The organism is Streptomyces sp. NPDC030245 (assembly GCF_055572995.1).
Genome location: NZ_JBVICF010000011.1, coordinates 179615 through 194576 on the forward strand (window position 1 = coordinate 179615; position 14962 = coordinate 194576).

The following is a 14962-nucleotide window of genomic DNA, read 5'->3' on the forward strand; positions in this document are numbered from 1 at the left end:
ACCGAAGCCCCGGCCTCCGCCGTCCCGGAGGCCGGGGCTCCGTCATGTTCAGGGTGCGAGGCCGAGCCGGACCGCGATGCCGTCGAGGACGCAGTCGAGCCCCGTCTCGAACTGCCAGGCCGCGTCGTCCTTGCGCCCCGCGGCCAGCGCGTAGCGCCGGTAGGCCGGATAGCGGCCGGTCTCCATCAGGTACGTCATCTGCGGCGCGAGCCCCCGGCGCGTGTCGTCGCCGCTGGCCCAGCCGTTCTCCTCCATGTACTGGCGCAGCGCCACCTCCGACTGGCTGACGCCGTGCACGTAGGCGCCGACGGTGCGGAAGGCCGCCATGGCGGTGTCGGCGTCGGGTGCGTGCCGTTCCAGCGCGGCGAGCTGCCGCTCCGCCATCGCCATCCGGTGGGGCGTCAGGGCGAAGTGCGGTGTGGGGAGCTGGGCGAGCCAGGGGTGGTTCAGCATCAGCAGCCTGCTCGCGACGGCGTACGCGCGCAGCACCTCGCGCCAGCCGGTCACCTCCGGGGGCACGACGATCTCGGCCGTCACCTGGTCGACCATGAGCGCCCACAGGTCGTCCTTGCCGGAGACGTGGCGGTACGCGGCCATGGGCGCGACGCCCAGCTCGGTGGCGAGGCGGCGCATGGTGACGGCGGCGAAGCCCTCGGCATCGGCGACTTTCACGGCGACTTCCGCGATCTTCCGGGGCGTCAGCGCGGCGCGCTGCGTGGCCGCCGGCCGCTCGATGCGCTCCCAGAGCGAGACTTCGGTCTCGCCCTTTTTCTGTGTGGCCATGCGTACACCGTATCCACAGTAGACGGCGTACACATCAATGTGTACGTTGTACGCGCCAGATACGCCGTACACATACCCGCCGCCTGCCATCTGCCACCTGCCGCCACGTCGAAAATCCCCCGGGGGAAGCCATGAACCAGCCCGCGAGCCGACGCACAGATCACGTCCCGGCACCCGCTCCGGAACCGGAACCGGAACAGCCAGGCGCCCCCGAACTCCCGTCACGCCTCGCCGTCCTCGGGCTCCTGCTCGGCATCATCCTGGCGACGCTCGACGGCACGATCGTCGGCACCGCGCTCCCGACGATCGTCGGCGACCTCGGCGGCCTCGACCACTTCTCCTGGGTGGTGACGGCCTATCTGCTCACCACCGCCGTCTCCACCCCGATCTGGGGCAAGGCCGGCGACCTGTACGGCCGCAAGGGCAGTTATCTGACGTCGATCGTGGTCTTCCTCGTCGGCTCCGTGCTCTGCGGACTCGCCCAGAACATGGAGCAGTTGATCGCGTTCCGCGCCCTTCAGGGGCTCGGCGCGGGCGGCCTCTTCGTGGGCGCGCTCTCCCTGATCGGGACGCTGCTCCCGCCCGCGCAGGCCGGGCGCGCGCAGTCGATGATCGGTGTGCTGCTGCCGGTCGCGATGGTCGGCGGGCCGCTGCTCGGCGGCTTCCTCACCGACCAGCTGGACTGGCGCTGGGTCTTCTACGTCAACGTGCCCGTCGGCGCCATCGCGCTGCTGCTCGTCGGCGGCCTCGTCAAGCTGCGCGGCGAGCGCTCCACGGCCCGTATCGACTACGCGGGCACCGCACTCCTGACGGCCGGCATCCTGGCGCTGACGCTGCTCGGGACGTGGGGCGGATCGACGTACGACTGGCTCTCCCCGCAGATCACCGGTCTCGCGCTGCTCGCGGCGGTCGCGCTCGCCGCCTTCGTACGGGTGGAGCGGCGCGCTTCCGAACCGGTGGTCCCGCCCCGCCTGTTCCGCGACCGCAACTTCACGCTCGCCCAGCTGCTCACCTTCCTCGCGGGCGCGGCGATGCTGGGCGCGGCCAGTTACCTGCCGCAGTACATGCAGTTCGTGCGCGGCATGTCGTCGACGGAGAGCGGCCTCCTGCTGCTGCCGCTGATGCTGGGGATGATGGGCGCGCAGCTGTACATCGGCCGGGCGGTGGGCGCCGGGGGCGGCTACCGGGCGTATCCGATCGTGGGCGGCGCCGTCGCCACGGCGGGCGCCCTGGCCCTTCTGGTGGTCGGCGTGGACACGGCCACGGCGGTGGCGTCCGCGCTGACCCTCGTCCTCGGTGCGGGCCTCGGCTGCCTGCTGCAACCGTCGCTGCTGATCACCATGAACAGCGCGGAGCTCCGCGACATGGGGGCGGCGAGCGGCACGAACACGCTGCTGCGCACCATCGGCGGCTCCCTGGGCGTCGCGGTGCTCGGCTCGGTCCACACCGGCCGCCTGACCGACACCCTCACGGACCGGCTCGGCCCGGACGGGGAACGTCTCGCGGGCGGCCACGAACTGACCCCGGCGGTGCTCGGCGGCCTTCCCGACCCGGCGCGGGACGCCTTCCGGGCCGGGGTCACGAGCGGCCTGCACGGCGTCATGATCGGCACGGCCGTGCTCTGCGCGGTCACCTTCGCGGCCGCCTGGCTGATCCGCGAGGTGCCGCTGCGCTCCCGGCCCGACAGGCCCTAGCGGGGCAGCAGCCCGCCCGCCACCGGGACGTCGGCCAGGGAACCGCCATCGGCCAGCGGACCGGTGACGGCCGCCGTGCTCATCTGGTCGAAGTCCGCGACCTGCGTGCCGAGCGAATTGTCGAGCGGGTCGACACCCGTGTTGGCCAGCGGGTCCAGCTGAAGGTCACCGACCGGGGCGAGCCCGCTCATGGTCGTGTGCTGGAGCGCCCCCGTGACGGCCTGCACCGGGGCCTTCGTGTCGATGCCCCCGACCGGCGAGGGCTGCCCGGCCCGCGGTGCGGGCGGGACCGCCTCCGCCGCCGCGGCGGCCCCCGCACCGCCCGCGCCGAGGGCGGCGCCGGCGGCCGTGACGACGAGTCCGGCGCGCAGCAGTGCGCGCGAGCGGACCCGGGAGGACTCGTTGGACTTGTTCGCTGCGTGTCGCGCCATGGGAACCGCTCACATCCGTGCGTAGTTGGTGACCGAGCGAGCACGTAGCGTAGTCGAGTCGCGTCGTGCGTACCAAAGGCCGCTCCGCCGGACGGCCCACGCGCCGTGCCTCCCGGTTGATAATGACTCCCGACCACGCTGACGAGCCGTGTCGGAAGACGCGGCCCACCCCAGGTGCAAAGGTTCACAGAATTGGGCTCCCACCTCCCGATACCGACCCGCGTCGTGCTGCTCACGGGCCCCTCCGGCTCGGGGAAGTCGTCGTTCGCCGCCCGCTCCGGGCTGCCCGTCCTGTGCCTCGACGACTTCTACAAGGAAGCGGGCGACCCGACGCTGCCGCAGGTGCCGGGGAGCGCGGACATCGACTGGGACTCCCCGGCCTCCTGGGACGCGGACGTGGCGGTCGCCGCGATCGAGGAGCTGTGCCGGACGGGGCACACGAAGGTCCCGGTGTACGACATCGCGACCAGTTCGCGCGTCGGCCAGGAGGTGCTGGACATCGCGCGCACGCCGCTCTTCATCGCGGAGGGCATCTTCGCGGCGGACATCGTGGAGCGGTGCCGGGAGCTCGACGTGCTCGCCGACGCGATCTGCCTGCGGGGCCGGCCCTCGACCACCTTCCGGCGGCGGCTGCTGCGGGACCTGCGGGAGGGCCGCAAGTCGGTGCCGTTCCTGCTGCGGCGGGGGTGGCGGCTGATGCGTGCCGAGCGCGCCATCGTGACCCGGCAGGCCGCGCTGGGGGCGCACCCCTGCGGGAAGGACGAGGCGCTGGGCCGGGTCGCGGCCGCCGCGGCGGGCCGGTGCGCGAAGGCGCAGGCCGGAGCCTCGTAACGCTGCTGCCGGGGAAACGGCTGTGCGAGCGACCGCAAAAGCGGCAGGACGGGGAGAGCAGGAAGACGGGAAAAGCAGAAGGACCGGAAAGACCCCCCGGCCTTCCGGTCCTCCACTTGTTTCCCCCGTGCTTTCCCCCGTGCTCCCGTCGCGTCCCCCCGGAGCGACGGCCCCCGTGCTTCCCCCGTGTCCCCCTCCGATCCTCAGGCGACCAACTCGCCGAAGGACTCCTCCTGGTCACGGCCGAAGCTGAGGACCTCGTCCTCGCGCAGCCGGCGGAGCGACCGCCAGATGCTGGACTTCACCGTGCCCACGCTGATGTCGAGGATGTCCGCGATCTCGGGGTCCGTACGACCCTCGTAGTAGCGGAGCACGAGCATCGTCCGTTGCAGTTCGGGGAGGCGGGCCAGGGCCTGCCAGAGAACCGCGCGCAGCTCCGTGCCGCGCATCGCGTCCGTGTCGCCCACCGTCTCCGGCAGCTCCTCGGTCGGGTATTCGTTCAGCTTGCGGCGGCGCCACGCGCTGATGTGCAGATTGGTCATGGTGCGGCGGAGGTAGCCCCCGACCGCGGCCTTGTCGCTGATCCTGTCCCACGCCCGGTACGTCGAGAAGAGGGCGCTCTGGAGCAGGTCCTCGGCCTCGAAGCGGTCGCCGGTCAGGTGGTAGGCGGTGGCGTACAGGGAGGCGCGGCGCTCCTGGACGTAGGCGGTGAACTCCGCCTCCGACAGGGACTTCCGCTCCCCCGGTCCCTCCCCGTACGCGGCTCCCCCGTGAGCCCCGTGTCCCCCCTGGCAGCCGTCAACCACCGTCATGTACGCGGTGTGCTGACGCCCGGTGCCGCGAGCGCACCCCCGCCCGCTCACGGCACCGGACTTCTCAGATCCCCGCCCGACGTCGTGAAGACGCGTGACAACTGCGCTTGAGCTGGTGCTGTGCAGCGTATTCATCTCGCGCCCCCCGTCGGTGGAGTCCGGCTTCTTGCGTGTGACCAGAACTCTGCCGGACCCACTTCATGACGGTGTCCGCCGACTGTCACAGGCCTGTCACAGGGGTCGTGGACGCCTTCCGCCTGTGAAGGTCACGTGTGGGTGCGGGCTTCTGCCGCTCGATGAGGGCCCGGAGAGGCTCCAGCAGTCGTACTGGGGCCGTGACATGGGACAGAATGACGTCCGTGCCTTCCCTGTTGCTGATCGAGGACGACGACGCCATCCGGACGGCCCTGGAGCTTTCGCTGACGCGCCAGGGGCACCGGGTGGCCACTGCTGCCACCGGCGAGGACGGCCTGAAGCTGCTCGGTGAGCAGCGGCCGGACCTGATCGTGCTGGATGTGATGCTGCCGGGCATCGACGGGTTCGAGGTGTGCCGTCGCATCCGGCGCACCGACCAGCTGCCGATCATCCTGCTGACCGCGCGCAACGACGACATCGACGTGGTCGTGGGCCTGGAGTCCGGCGCCGACGACTATGTGGTCAAGCCGGTGCAGGGGCGGGTCCTGGACGCGCGGATCCGCGCGGTGCTGCGGCGCGGCGAGCGGGAGGCCAACGACGCGGCGACGTTCGGTTCGCTCGTCATCGACCGGGCCGCGATGACCGTGACGAAGAACGGCGAGGACTTGCAGCTCACACCGACCGAGCTGCGGCTGCTCCTGGAGCTGAGCCGCAGGCCCGGCCAGGCCCTGTCGCGCCAGCAGCTGCTGCGTCTGGTGTGGGAGCACGACTACCTCGGCGACTCGCGGCTCGTCGACGCGTGCGTGCAGCGGCTGCGCGCCAAGGTCGAGGACGTACCGTCGTCGCCGACCCTGATCCGTACGGTGCGCGGCGTCGGTTACCGGCTGGACACCCCTCAGTGACCAAAGCGCACAACAGGCTCCGCGGCCTGCCCGCGGCGCGCAGGGCCGTATGGGCGGGGCTGCGCTTCACGAGCCTGCGGCTCAGACTCGTCGTGGTGTTCGGCCTGGTGGCGCTCACCGCCGCCGTCTCCGCGTCCGGCATCGCGTACTGGCTCAACCGCGAGGCCGTCCTCACGCGCGCGCAGGACGCGGCGCTCAAGGACTTCCGGCAGCAGATGCAGAACCGCGCGGGCGCGCTGCCCGCCGACGCCTCGCAGGGCGAACTCCAGGCAACCGCCGAGCAGATGGCGAACAGCAGCCAGCGTTACAGCGTGCTCCTGGTCGCCGAGAAGAAGGGCGGCGGCCAGATCGTCGGCTACTCCGACCTGGACGCGTTCACGCTCGCCAAGGTGCCGCAGTCGCTGCAAAAGGCCGTCACCGACAAGCAGCCGCTCACCTCCGGCAACAAGAGCCCCTACCACCTGTACTGGCAGCGGACCGTGAACCACGGCACGCCGTACCTGGTGGGCGGCGCCACGGTGATCGGCGGCGGCCCGACCGGTTACATGCTCAAGTCCCTTGAGCCGGAGGCGAAGGACCTCAGTTCGCTGGGCTGGTCCCTCGCCATCGCCACGGGGCTCGCGCTGATCGGCTCCGCGCTGCTCGCGCAGGCCGCGGCGACGACCGTACTGAAGCCGGTGCACCGCCTCGGCGTCGCCGCGCGGCGGCTCGGCGAGGGCAAGCTGGACACCCGGCTGCGGGTGTCGGGGACCGACGAACTCGCCGATCTGTCCCGTACGTTCAACAAGACCGCGGAGAACCTGGAGAAGAAGGTCGCCGACATGAGCGCCCGCGAGGAGGCGTCCCGGCGCTTCGTCGCCGACATGTCGCACGAGCTGCGCACCCCGCTGACCGCGATCACCGCCGTCACGGAGGTCCTGGAGGAGGAGCTCGACGCGGAGACCGGTTCCGTGGACCCGATGATCGAGCCGGCCGTCCGGCTCGTGGTGAGCGAGACCCGCCGCCTGAACGACCTCGTGGAGAACCTCATGGAGGTCACCCGCTTCGACGCGGGCACCGCGCGCCTCGTCCTGGACGACGTCGACATCGCCGACCAGATCACCGCGTGCATCGACGCGCGCGCCTGGCTCGACGCGGTCGAGCTGGACGCGGAGCGCGGCATCACCGTTCGCCTCGACCCGCGCCGCCTCGACGTGATCCTGGCCAACCTCATCGGCAACGCCCTCAAGCACGGCGGTTCCCCGGTGAAGGTGTCGGTGCGCCTGGCGGACGCGAAGCTCGTCATCTCCGTACGCGACCACGGCCCCGGCATCCCCGAGGACGTCCTGCCGCACGTCTTCGACCGGTTCTACAAGGCGAGCGCGTCCCGGCCGCGGTCCGAGGGCAGCGGCCTCGGACTCTCCATCGCGCTGGAGAACGCGCACATCCACGGCGGTGAGATCACCGCCGCCAACTGCCCGGAGGGCGGCGCCGTCTTCACGCTGTGGCTGCCGCAGCACGACGCCGACACCGACACCGACGACGTCGAGGACGCCGAGCGCGCCGAGGAGGGCCAGGCATGAACGGGCGCCGGATGCGGTCCATCGCCGCCGCGGCGGGGCTGACCGCCGTGCTCGCCGGGTGCGGGATCAGGTCGACCGAGGTCCCGACCGACTACGGCGCCGCGCCGTCGCGGGTGCCGTGCGTGATGTCGGGCTCCAGCATCGCCTCGCGGTCGGGCAGCGGTGTGCCGGTGGAGGTCTTCCTGGTCTGCGCGGCCCAGCTGGTGAACGTCGACCGCGATCTTCAGCTGCGCACGGACAAGGCGACCACCGACCGGGTCCGGATCGCGCAGGCGCTCCTCGACGAGCTGGCGACGCCGCCCTCGGAGCCGGAGAAGCAGGCGGGTTTCGCCACCGACGTGCGCCGCGGCACCACCGTCACCGGGCCGCGCGCGGGCGACCCGAAGGAGGCGCTGCGGCTGAGCTCGCGTCCGGAGGACCTGTCCGCGTTCGCGCTGGCCCAGATCGTGTGCACGCTGGCGGACAACACGGCGTCGGGCGATCACGCGGTGGTCATGGGCGGCCCCGGTGACAGCCCCCTGCGGAGCTACGAGTGCACCGCGGAGGTCCGCTCCCGCCCCGGCACGGTGGCGCCGCCGGTGAAAACCGTCCAGTAGCCGTCGGTGGGTACGCGGAACCGATCCTGCCGCCTCTGACGTCCTGGGGGGTGTGCGTCAAGGCTCGGGCGGCCACGGTGCCGCCATCCGCTTCCGTGCGGCGGGGGGATTCCTCCTCGTCGCACATCTTCTGCTCGTCGGGTGGATCACGCTGCGTCCGCTGGACGTGCCCTGGGTGAGCGCCGCGAATCTGCGGCCACTCGCCGGGATCAAGGCGGATCTGGCGCTGGGCGGTCTCCAGGCCGCCCGCCGGATCGGTGAGAGCGTGCTGCTGCTCGCCCCGCTCGGTGTGCTGCTGCCGCTGGCCGGCGGCCGTCTCGTGGTCTCGCCGTGGGGTTCGCTGGTCCGCACGGTCGCCGCGGGGGCGCTGCTCTCGCTCGGCATCGAGCTGTTGCAGACCGGGGTGCCGGGGCAGGTCGTCGACATCGACTCGCTGCTCCTGAACACCCTCGGGGTGGCTGTCGCGCACCTCGCGGTCGTGCCCGCGGTCCGGGCCAGGCTCCGTCGCGGTGAGGACGGCGGGCGCCGCGCGGCCCTCCCCCGGGAGGACGTGTCTCAGGGGTCGACCCCGACGATTCCCAGGGTCGGTATCGCACCGTAGAGCGACGCTTTGACCCGCTTCGCGAACGTACTGTCGAAGTATCGGGGCACACGACAAGCCTCGTCCTCACACTCGCGAAGGAGCCCGACATGACCGCCCTTGCCCGCCCCACCCACGGCCGGATGATCGGCGGAGTCTGCGCGGCCCTGGCCAAGCGCTTCGGCACCTCCGCCACCACGATGCGCGTGATCTTCGTGGCCTCGTGTCTGCTGCCGGGCCCGCAGTTCCTGCTCTACATAGCGATGTGGATCCTGCTGCCCTCGGAGGACAAGGCCCGCCAGGCCTGGTGACGACAGCGCGATGGGGCGCCCCTCCGGAGAGGGGCGCCCCATCGGCGTACGTGTCGCGGGTCAGCCGAGCGGCAGGCCGTTGAGGGCGCTGCCGGCCGGCACGCCGCCGAGCAGGTTCTGGACCGGCGAGGTCGGGCCGCCGGGCTTGGGGGCGGCGGCCAGACCGCTGCCGAGTGCCTGCTGTCCGGCGCCCAGGGACTCGGTGAGACCGGCGGCGGGCAGTGCCGAGGAGGCGGGGGAAGCGGGGGCGGCGGGGGAAGCCGGGGCGGCGTTCGCGGCACCGGCACCGGCGGCGGCGAAGGCGGCGCCGAGAGCGGCGACACCGAGGGACTTGGCGACAGACTGCTTCATCTTCAATGCGTCCTTGCGTCTTTGCTTGCGGATGTGGGGCGGGGGGGTTGTGCGGTTCAACGACCGTAAGCAGCCCCGATCACGGGTCCCGGACACGGGAAAGCGGCCGGGAGAGAGATCTCCCGGCCGCCCTGCCCGCCGCGCGGACGCGGACGATGCGCGTCAGCTCTGGACAGAAGCGCTGGTCGAGACGGTCTGGCGGAACAGCCATTCGGACTTCAGCTCGGCGTAGCCGGGCTTGATCACGTCGTTGATCATGGCCAGCCGTTCATCGAAAGGAATGAATGCTGATTTCATCGCATTGACTGTGAACCACTGCATGTCGTCGAGCGTGTAGCCGAACGTGCCGACCAGGTGCTCGAATTCGCGGCTCATGCTGGTGCCCGACATCAGGCGGTTGTCGGTGTTCACCGTCGCGCGGAAGTGCAGCTTGCGCAGGAGTCCGATGGGGTGCTCGGCGTAGGAGGTCGCGGCGCCCGTCTGGAGGTTGGACGTCGGGCAGAGCTCCAGCGGGATCCGCTTGTCGCGCACGTACGACGCGAGGCGGCCGAGTTTCACCGTGCCGTCGTCGGCGATCTCGATGTCGTCGATGATGCGCACGCCGTGGCCGAGGCGGTCGGCACCGCACCACTGGAGGGCCTGCCAGATCGACGGCAGGCCGAACGCCTCGCCCGCGTGGATCGTGAAGTGGTTGTTCTCGCGCTTGAGGAACTCGAAGGCGTCGAGGTGGCGGGTGGGAGGGAAGCCCGCCTCCGCGCCCGCGATGTCGAAGCCGACCACGCCGAAGTCGCGGTAGCGGTTGGCGAGTTCGGCGATCTCCAGGGCGCGGGCGGCGTGCCGCATCGCGGTGAGGAGCGCGCCGACGCGGATGCGGTGGCCGTTCGCCTTCGCGCGGCGCTCGCCCTCGCGGAAGCCTTCGTTGACCGCCTCGACGACCTCTTCGAGGGTGAGGCCCTGCTCCAGGTGCTGCTCGGGGGCGTACCTGATCTCGGCGTAGACGACGCCGTCCTCGGCGAGGTCCTCGGCGCACTCGGCGGCGACGCGCTTGAGTGCGTCCTTCGTCTGCATCACCGCGCAGGTGTGGGCGAAGGTCTCCAGGTACCGCTCCAGGGAGCCGGAGTCGGCCGCCTCGCGGAACCAGATCCCGAGCTTGTCGGGGTCGGTCTCGGGCAGGTTCCCGTATCCGCAGTCGCGGGCGAGGTCGACGATCGTGCCGGGGCGCAGGCCGCCGTCGAGGTGGTCGTGGAGAAGCACCTTGGGGGCACGGCGGATCTGGTCGACGCTGGGCGTTTCACGGTCCGTGTGACCGGTCGTGTGTGTCTGGCTCGTCATTTCGGCACTCTAGCGCCTACGCGCGTAGAACTCACTGGTCGATACGTAACAGTGACCCTGCGGACGGGTGGCGTACACCATGGCTTCTGACACTGTTCTGTCATGGCACAGCAAGGGAGCGCGGGGCCGGCGGGCGCGGCCAGGCTCGGGCGCGCGATCGGGACGGCGCCCCCGGCGGTGGGCGGAGCGGTGCTCCTGCTGCCCGGCGGCACCGAGACCTCCACGCGCAGACCGTCTCCGCTCGCGGGCGCGGGCGTGCGCGCGCTGGGCCGCAGACTGGCCCACGACGGGCGCGAGGCGGGCCTCGTCACGCATGTGGTGCGCTACCGCTGCCGGGGCTGGAACGGCGCGCAGGCGGAGCTGGCCCGCGACACGGCCTGGGCGGCGGACGAGATCGTACGTCTCTACGGCGACGTCCCCGTCTGTCTCGCCGGAGTGGACATGGGCGGCCGTGCGGCGCTGCGCGCGGGCGGGCACGAGGCCGTCAACTCGGTCCTGGCGCTGGCGCCCTGGCTGCCCGAGGACGATGTGGCCGCGCCCCCCGAACCGGTGAAGCACCTCGCGGGGCGGCGGGTGCTCATCGTGCACGGCACGAACGACGAGCGGACCGACCCGGAGCTGTCGTTCCGGTTCGCCGAGCGGGCGAAGAAGGCCAACCGTGACGTGTGCCGCTTCGAGGTGCACTCCGACGGGCACCGGCTCCAGCAGCACCAGTCCGAAGTCCTCGCGCTGGCCTCGGACTTCGTGCTGGGCGCGCTGTTCGGTGCCGGGTTCGCCCGGCCGCTGGAGGACGCGCTGGCGGCTCCGCCGCCGCTGGGCCTGCGCATGCCGCTGGCCGCGGGCTTCGGGCAGTCACTCAGGCGCTGAGTGACTCTGCTGCTGGTGCAGCAGCTTTCCCTTCCTGCTCAGCAGGAACTCCTTGAACGCCGCCACGGGCGGGGTGTCCGGATGGCCGCCCAGCCAGGCCACGCCGATCTCGCGCACCGCCCGCTGCCCGGTCACCGTCAGCTCCACCACTCCGGGGCGCGGCACGGCGGGCGGCGGCAGCAGGGCCACGCCGAGCCCCGCCGCGACCAGGCCGCGCAGCGTCTCCGCCTCCTCGCCCTCGAAGGCGACGCGGGGCTTGAAGCCCGCGTCGCGGCAGAGGTCGTCCGTGATGCGGCGCAGGCCGTAGCCCGGCTCCAGGGTGACGAAGGCTTCCTCGGCGGCCTCGGCGAGACGGACCCGCTTACGGGAAGCCAGCCGGTGGTCGTCGGGCACGACCAGGCGCAGGCGCTGCTCGTCGAGGCGGCGGGCGACCAGGTCGGGGGCGTCGGGCACGGGCGAGGTGAGGCAGAGGTCGAGCTCGCCGGCGCGCAGCCGCTCGATCATCGCCTCGCCGTAGTTCTGGACCAGGCTGAAGCGCACGCGCGGGTGGTCGGCGCGGAAGGCGCGGATCAGTCCGGGCACCGTCTCGGATCCCATGGTGTGCAGGAAGCCGAAGGCGACCTTGCCGGTCTCCGGGTCGGCGTCGGCGCGCACCGACTCGGCGGCCCGCTCGACCTCGCCGAGCGCCCGCTCGACCGAGGCGAGGAAGGTGCGGCCCGCCGGGGTGAGCGAGACGGTGCGGCCGCGGCGGGCGAACAGGTCGACGCCCAGGTCCCGTTCGAGCCGGACGAGGGCGCGGGAGAGCGTCGACTGGGGGATGCGCAGCTGCTGGGCGGCGCGCGTGACGTGCTCGGTCCGCGCGGCCCCCGCGAAGTACGCGAGGCGAGGAGCGAGCAGCGCCACGATGTCCTCCACGTCACTGTTCTGTGACACGCGCGGCTGTGACCTGTGCTGATGCTGCATGGGAACGATTATGGCGATTCCATGCATTGGACGCATCAAAAAACCGGCCGTACGTTCGTGGCATGCCTCCTGCCAGTAGCGGGGCGACCGCCACCCACGCGGCCGCCCCCACCCCGTCGTCCCCCGCCGCCGATTCCCGTCTGACCCCGGGCGGACCCGGCTACCGCCGGATGAGCTTCGCGCTCTTCCTCGCGGGCGTCGCCACCTTCGCCCTCCTCTACTCCACGCAGGCCCTCCTGCCGCTCGTCTCCACCGAGTTCGGCGTGAGCGCGAGCACGGCGAGCTGGACGGTGTCGGCGGCCACGGGCGCACTGGCCCTCTTCGTCCTTCCGCTGAGCGCGCTCAGCGAGCGCTACGGACGGCGTGCGGTGATGACGGTCTCGCTGACCGTCGCCGTCGCCGTCGGACTCCTCGTCCCCTTCGCCCCCTCGGTGGAGGTGCTGATCGCGCTGCGTGCCGTGCAGGGCGCGGCGCTCGCCGGGCTGCCCGCGTCCGCGATGGCGTTCCTCGCCGAGGAGGTGCGGCCCAAGGCGCTGGTCGCCGCGATCGGCATGTTCGTGGCGGGCAACTCCATCGGCGGCATGAGCGGGCGCATCGTCACCGGCTGGGTCGCGCAGGCCTGGGGCTGGCGTGCGGCGGTCGGCGTGGTCGGTGTCATGGCGTTGTTGTGCGCGGTCGCCTTCCGGGTGCTGCTGCCCGCGCCGCGCCACTTCACCCCGGGGCCGCTCAGCCCCAAGTCGCTGGCGCGCACGGTGCGTACGCATCTGTCGAATCCGCTCCTGTGCAGGCTGTACGCGATCGGGGCGCTGTTCATGACCGTCTTCGGCGCGGTCTACACGGTGATCGGATACCGGCTCACCGAGGCGCCGTTCTCGCTCCCGCAGGGCGTCATCGGCTCGATCTTCCTCGTCTACCTCGTCGGTACGGTCTCGTCGGCGGCCGCCGGGAAGCTGGTGGCCCGGCTCGGGCGGCGCGGAGCGCTGTATCTGGCGGTGAGCACGACGGCCGGCGGACTGCTGCTCTCCCTCTTCTCCTCCCTGGTCCTCGTCCTGCTCGGACTCGTCCTGATCACCGCCGGTTTCTTCGCGGGCCACGCGGTCGCGTCCTCCTCGGTGAGCCGTACGGCGACGACCGGGCGGGCGCAGGCGTCGGCGCTCTACCAGTCCGCGTACTACCTGGGTTCCAGCGCGGGCGGCACGCTCGGGGCCGTCGCCTTCCACGCGGGCGGCTGGGCCGGGACCGTGGGGCTCGGCATCCTCGCCGTGCTCGGCGTCGTGTCGGTGACGGTGTGGGGCTCGCACGTCGCGCGCACGGAGCGGCGGCGCGGTCTCGTGGCCCGTCCCTGCTGACCTGCGGGTTTTCCCACTCCACGGGCCGTTGTCAGTGGGCTGCGGTAGCTTCCGACGTGTGGGGCCTCACACCGGGCTCCGCTCGGAAGCCAGGGGTGGGTGGGGATGAGCGACAGCGCAGGGACGACGACCGAGCTGGACGTCACACTGGAGAAGCACCGGGTCGAACTGACGGGGTACTGCTATCGGATGCTCGGCTCGGCCTTCGAGGCCGAGGACGCCGTGCAGGACACGATGGTGCGCGCCTGGCGCAGCTTCGACAAGTTCGAGGGCCGCTCCAGCATCCGCTCCTGGCTGTACCGCATCGCGACGAACGTCTGCCTGGACATGCTGAACGCCGGCAATCGCCGCGCCCGCCCCATGGACCTGACGGCCGCCGCCCCGCTGGCCCAGGCCGCGCTCAACCCCCGCCCCGACAACACCTGGCTGGAGCCGATGCCGGACGCCCGCGTCCTGCCGTCCCCGCACGACCCCGCCGAGGCCGCGGTCGCCAAGGAGTCCGTGCGCCTCGCGTTCGTCGCCGCATTGCAGAGCCTGCCGCCCAAGCAGCGTGCGGTGCTGATCCTGCGCGAGGTGCTCGCCTGGAAGGCGAGCGAGGTCGCCGAGCTGATCGACACCTCCGTCGCCTCGGTGAACAGCGCGTTGCAGCGGGCCCGCGCCACCCTCGCCGAGCGGCCGGCGGACGACACGGCCGTCTCCGATCCGCTCGACGAGGAGCAGCAGAAGCTCCTCGACCGCTATGTGGCGGCCTTCGAGGGGTATGACATGACGGCGCTCACCGCGCTGCTCGCCGAGGACGCCGTCATGACGATGCCGCCGTTCGACCTCTGGCTGCGCGGCACGGCGGACATCACGGGCTTCATGTCCACGATGGGCGCCACGTGCGCCAACGGCCGCCTCCTTCCGGTGAATGTGAATGGCACGCCGGGCTTCGCGCAGTACAAGCCCGACCCCGACAACGGCGGCTTCATGCCCTGGTCGATCCAGGTCCTGGAGATCTCAGGGGGTCGTATCGCCGGCTTCCACTGCTTCCTGGACACCCAGCGGTGGTTCCCGCTCTTCGGAGTGCCCCTCCATCTCGACGACTAAGCCGCAGAGTTCGACGAGCCCGACGAGCCCGATCAGGGCCAGCAGGGCGGGGGCGGGGTTCCTGAGCCGGATCCGGCCCCCGGCCCTGCGGGCGGCGAGGTGCAGCCGGGCGATCGCGTCGACGGTGGTGAGGTCGGCGGTGGTGACGGCGGAGACGTCGCAGATGACGTCGCCGTCGCCGGGACCGTGTCTGGCCGCCGTCACGCGCTCGCACAGGTGCGGGACGTCGCCTGCGCGCAGAGGGCCCTCGATACGGATCAGGTTCTCTTCGTTGTCAGCCACGCAGGGTTGACCGTGCGGGGGGCGGCAACTCATCGGTGGGGTGCGGGTTGCGGGGCGGGGCCTTGGGCGGTTCCTTCCCCGATCCCGCCCCT

17 protein-coding genes are annotated in these 14962 nt (G+C 71.9%); 10 read left to right on the plus strand and 7 right to left on the minus strand.

The window, feature by feature from the left end:
• Positions 1-48 precede the first annotated feature (48 nt).
• Positions 49-783: a TetR/AcrR family transcriptional regulator gene (locus tag ACZ4Z4_RS28180; protein ID WP_468333147.1), complete on the minus strand. Its 735-nt coding sequence runs from the start codon at positions 781-783 to the stop codon at positions 49-51.
• A 131-nt stretch (positions 784-914) separates the two neighbouring features.
• On the opposite strand from ACZ4Z4_RS28180, the gene ACZ4Z4_RS28185 reads away from it, so the two are divergent.
• Positions 915-2477 carry an MDR family MFS transporter gene (locus ACZ4Z4_RS28185; RefSeq protein ID WP_468333150.1) on the plus strand — a complete coding sequence of 521 codons (1563 nt, stop codon included), beginning with the start codon at positions 915-917 and terminating at the stop codon, positions 2475-2477.
• Here ACZ4Z4_RS28185 and ACZ4Z4_RS28190 read toward each other — a convergent pair.
• Positions 2474-2908, minus strand: a complete 435-nt coding sequence (locus ACZ4Z4_RS28190; RefSeq protein ID WP_468333153.1) for a hypothetical protein — start codon at positions 2906-2908, stop codon at positions 2474-2476. The two genes, ACZ4Z4_RS28185 and ACZ4Z4_RS28190, sit on opposite strands and share 4 nt — an antisense overlap.
• Before the next feature lie 192 nt (positions 2909-3100).
• Between ACZ4Z4_RS28190 and ACZ4Z4_RS28195 the strand changes: the two genes are divergently transcribed.
• Positions 3101-3739, plus strand: a complete 639-nt coding sequence (locus ACZ4Z4_RS28195) for a uridine kinase family protein (RefSeq protein ID WP_468333156.1) — start codon at positions 3101-3103, stop codon at positions 3737-3739.
• A gap of 203 nt (positions 3740-3942) precedes the next feature.
• Here ACZ4Z4_RS28195 and ACZ4Z4_RS28200 read toward each other — a convergent pair whose 3' ends face one another.
• The gene (locus ACZ4Z4_RS28200; protein ID WP_468333159.1) at positions 3943-4686 is read right to left on the minus strand and encodes a SigE family RNA polymerase sigma factor; all 744 of its coding nucleotides are present in this window, start codon (positions 4684-4686) and stop codon (positions 3943-3945) included.
• Between the two features lie 224 nt (positions 4687-4910).
• Here ACZ4Z4_RS28200 and afsQ1 point away from each other — a divergent pair, with 224 nt between their 5' ends.
• The 5 genes from afsQ1 to ACZ4Z4_RS28225 all read left to right on the plus strand — a co-directional run bounded on the left by afsQ1 (position 4911) and on the right by ACZ4Z4_RS28225 (position 8637).
• On the plus strand, positions 4911-5588 hold the full coding sequence (gene afsQ1 / locus ACZ4Z4_RS28205) for a two-component system response regulator AfsQ1 (RefSeq protein WP_033264947.1): 678 nt from the start codon (positions 4911-4913) through the stop codon (positions 5586-5588).
• On the plus strand, positions 5486-7150 hold the full coding sequence (locus tag ACZ4Z4_RS28210) for an ATP-binding protein (RefSeq protein WP_468333162.1): 1665 nt from the start codon (positions 5486-5488) through the stop codon (positions 7148-7150). The genes afsQ1 and ACZ4Z4_RS28210 overlap by 103 nt, the downstream gene beginning before the upstream one ends.
• On the plus strand, positions 7147-7746 hold the full coding sequence (locus ACZ4Z4_RS28215) for a hypothetical protein (RefSeq protein WP_468333165.1): 600 nt from the start codon (positions 7147-7149) through the stop codon (positions 7744-7746). Before ACZ4Z4_RS28210 ends, ACZ4Z4_RS28215 begins: the two co-directional genes overlap by 4 nt.
• 52 nt (positions 7747-7798) lie before the next feature.
• Positions 7799-8347 carry a VanZ family protein gene (locus ACZ4Z4_RS28220; protein WP_468333168.1) on the plus strand — a complete coding sequence of 183 codons (549 nt, stop codon included), beginning with the start codon at positions 7799-7801 and terminating at the stop codon, positions 8345-8347.
• Between the two features lie 89 nt (positions 8348-8436).
• On the plus strand, positions 8437-8637 hold the full coding sequence (locus tag ACZ4Z4_RS28225) for a PspC domain-containing protein (protein WP_468333170.1): 201 nt from the start codon (positions 8437-8439) through the stop codon (positions 8635-8637).
• A gap of 60 nt (positions 8638-8697) precedes the next feature.
• Here the strand turns inward: ACZ4Z4_RS28225 and ACZ4Z4_RS28230 are convergent, their stop codons facing one another.
• The gene (locus ACZ4Z4_RS28230) at positions 8698-8988 is read right to left on the minus strand and encodes an ATP-binding protein (RefSeq protein WP_468333173.1); all 291 of its coding nucleotides are present in this window, start codon (positions 8986-8988) and stop codon (positions 8698-8700) included.
• Between the two features lie 162 nt (positions 8989-9150).
• On the minus strand, positions 9151-10320 hold the full coding sequence (locus ACZ4Z4_RS28235; RefSeq protein ID WP_468333176.1) for an adenosine deaminase: 1170 nt from the start codon (positions 10318-10320) through the stop codon (positions 9151-9153).
• 102 nt (positions 10321-10422) lie between these two features.
• Between ACZ4Z4_RS28235 and ACZ4Z4_RS28240 the strand changes: the two genes are divergently transcribed.
• Positions 10423-11187, plus strand: coding sequence for an alpha/beta hydrolase (locus ACZ4Z4_RS28240; RefSeq protein ID WP_468333179.1), 765 nt, complete (start codon positions 10423-10425; stop codon positions 11185-11187).
• Here ACZ4Z4_RS28240 and ACZ4Z4_RS28245 read toward each other — a convergent pair.
• On the minus strand, positions 11173-12150 hold the full coding sequence (locus ACZ4Z4_RS28245) for a LysR family transcriptional regulator (RefSeq protein ID WP_468333182.1): 978 nt from the start codon (positions 12148-12150) through the stop codon (positions 11173-11175). The two genes, ACZ4Z4_RS28240 and ACZ4Z4_RS28245, sit on opposite strands and share 15 nt — an antisense overlap.
• Positions 12151-12212: 62 nt before the next feature.
• Between ACZ4Z4_RS28245 and ACZ4Z4_RS28250 the strand changes: the two genes are divergently transcribed.
• Positions 12213-13499, plus strand: a complete 1287-nt coding sequence (locus ACZ4Z4_RS28250; protein WP_468333185.1) for an MFS transporter — start codon at positions 12213-12215, stop codon at positions 13497-13499.
• Positions 13500-13604: 105 nt separating this feature from the next.
• Positions 13605-14588 (plus strand): sigma-70 family RNA polymerase sigma factor, encoded by a 984-nt coding sequence (locus tag ACZ4Z4_RS28255; RefSeq protein ID WP_468333187.1) that lies wholly within the window; start codon positions 13605-13607, stop codon positions 14586-14588.
• On the opposite strand, the gene ACZ4Z4_RS28260 is transcribed toward ACZ4Z4_RS28255, so the two are convergent.
• Positions 14499-14870: an STAS domain-containing protein gene (locus tag ACZ4Z4_RS28260; protein WP_468333190.1), complete on the minus strand. Its 372-nt coding sequence runs from the start codon at positions 14868-14870 to the stop codon at positions 14499-14501. The two genes, ACZ4Z4_RS28255 and ACZ4Z4_RS28260, sit on opposite strands and share 90 nt — an antisense overlap.
• Between the last annotated feature and the right edge of the window lie 92 nt (positions 14871-14962).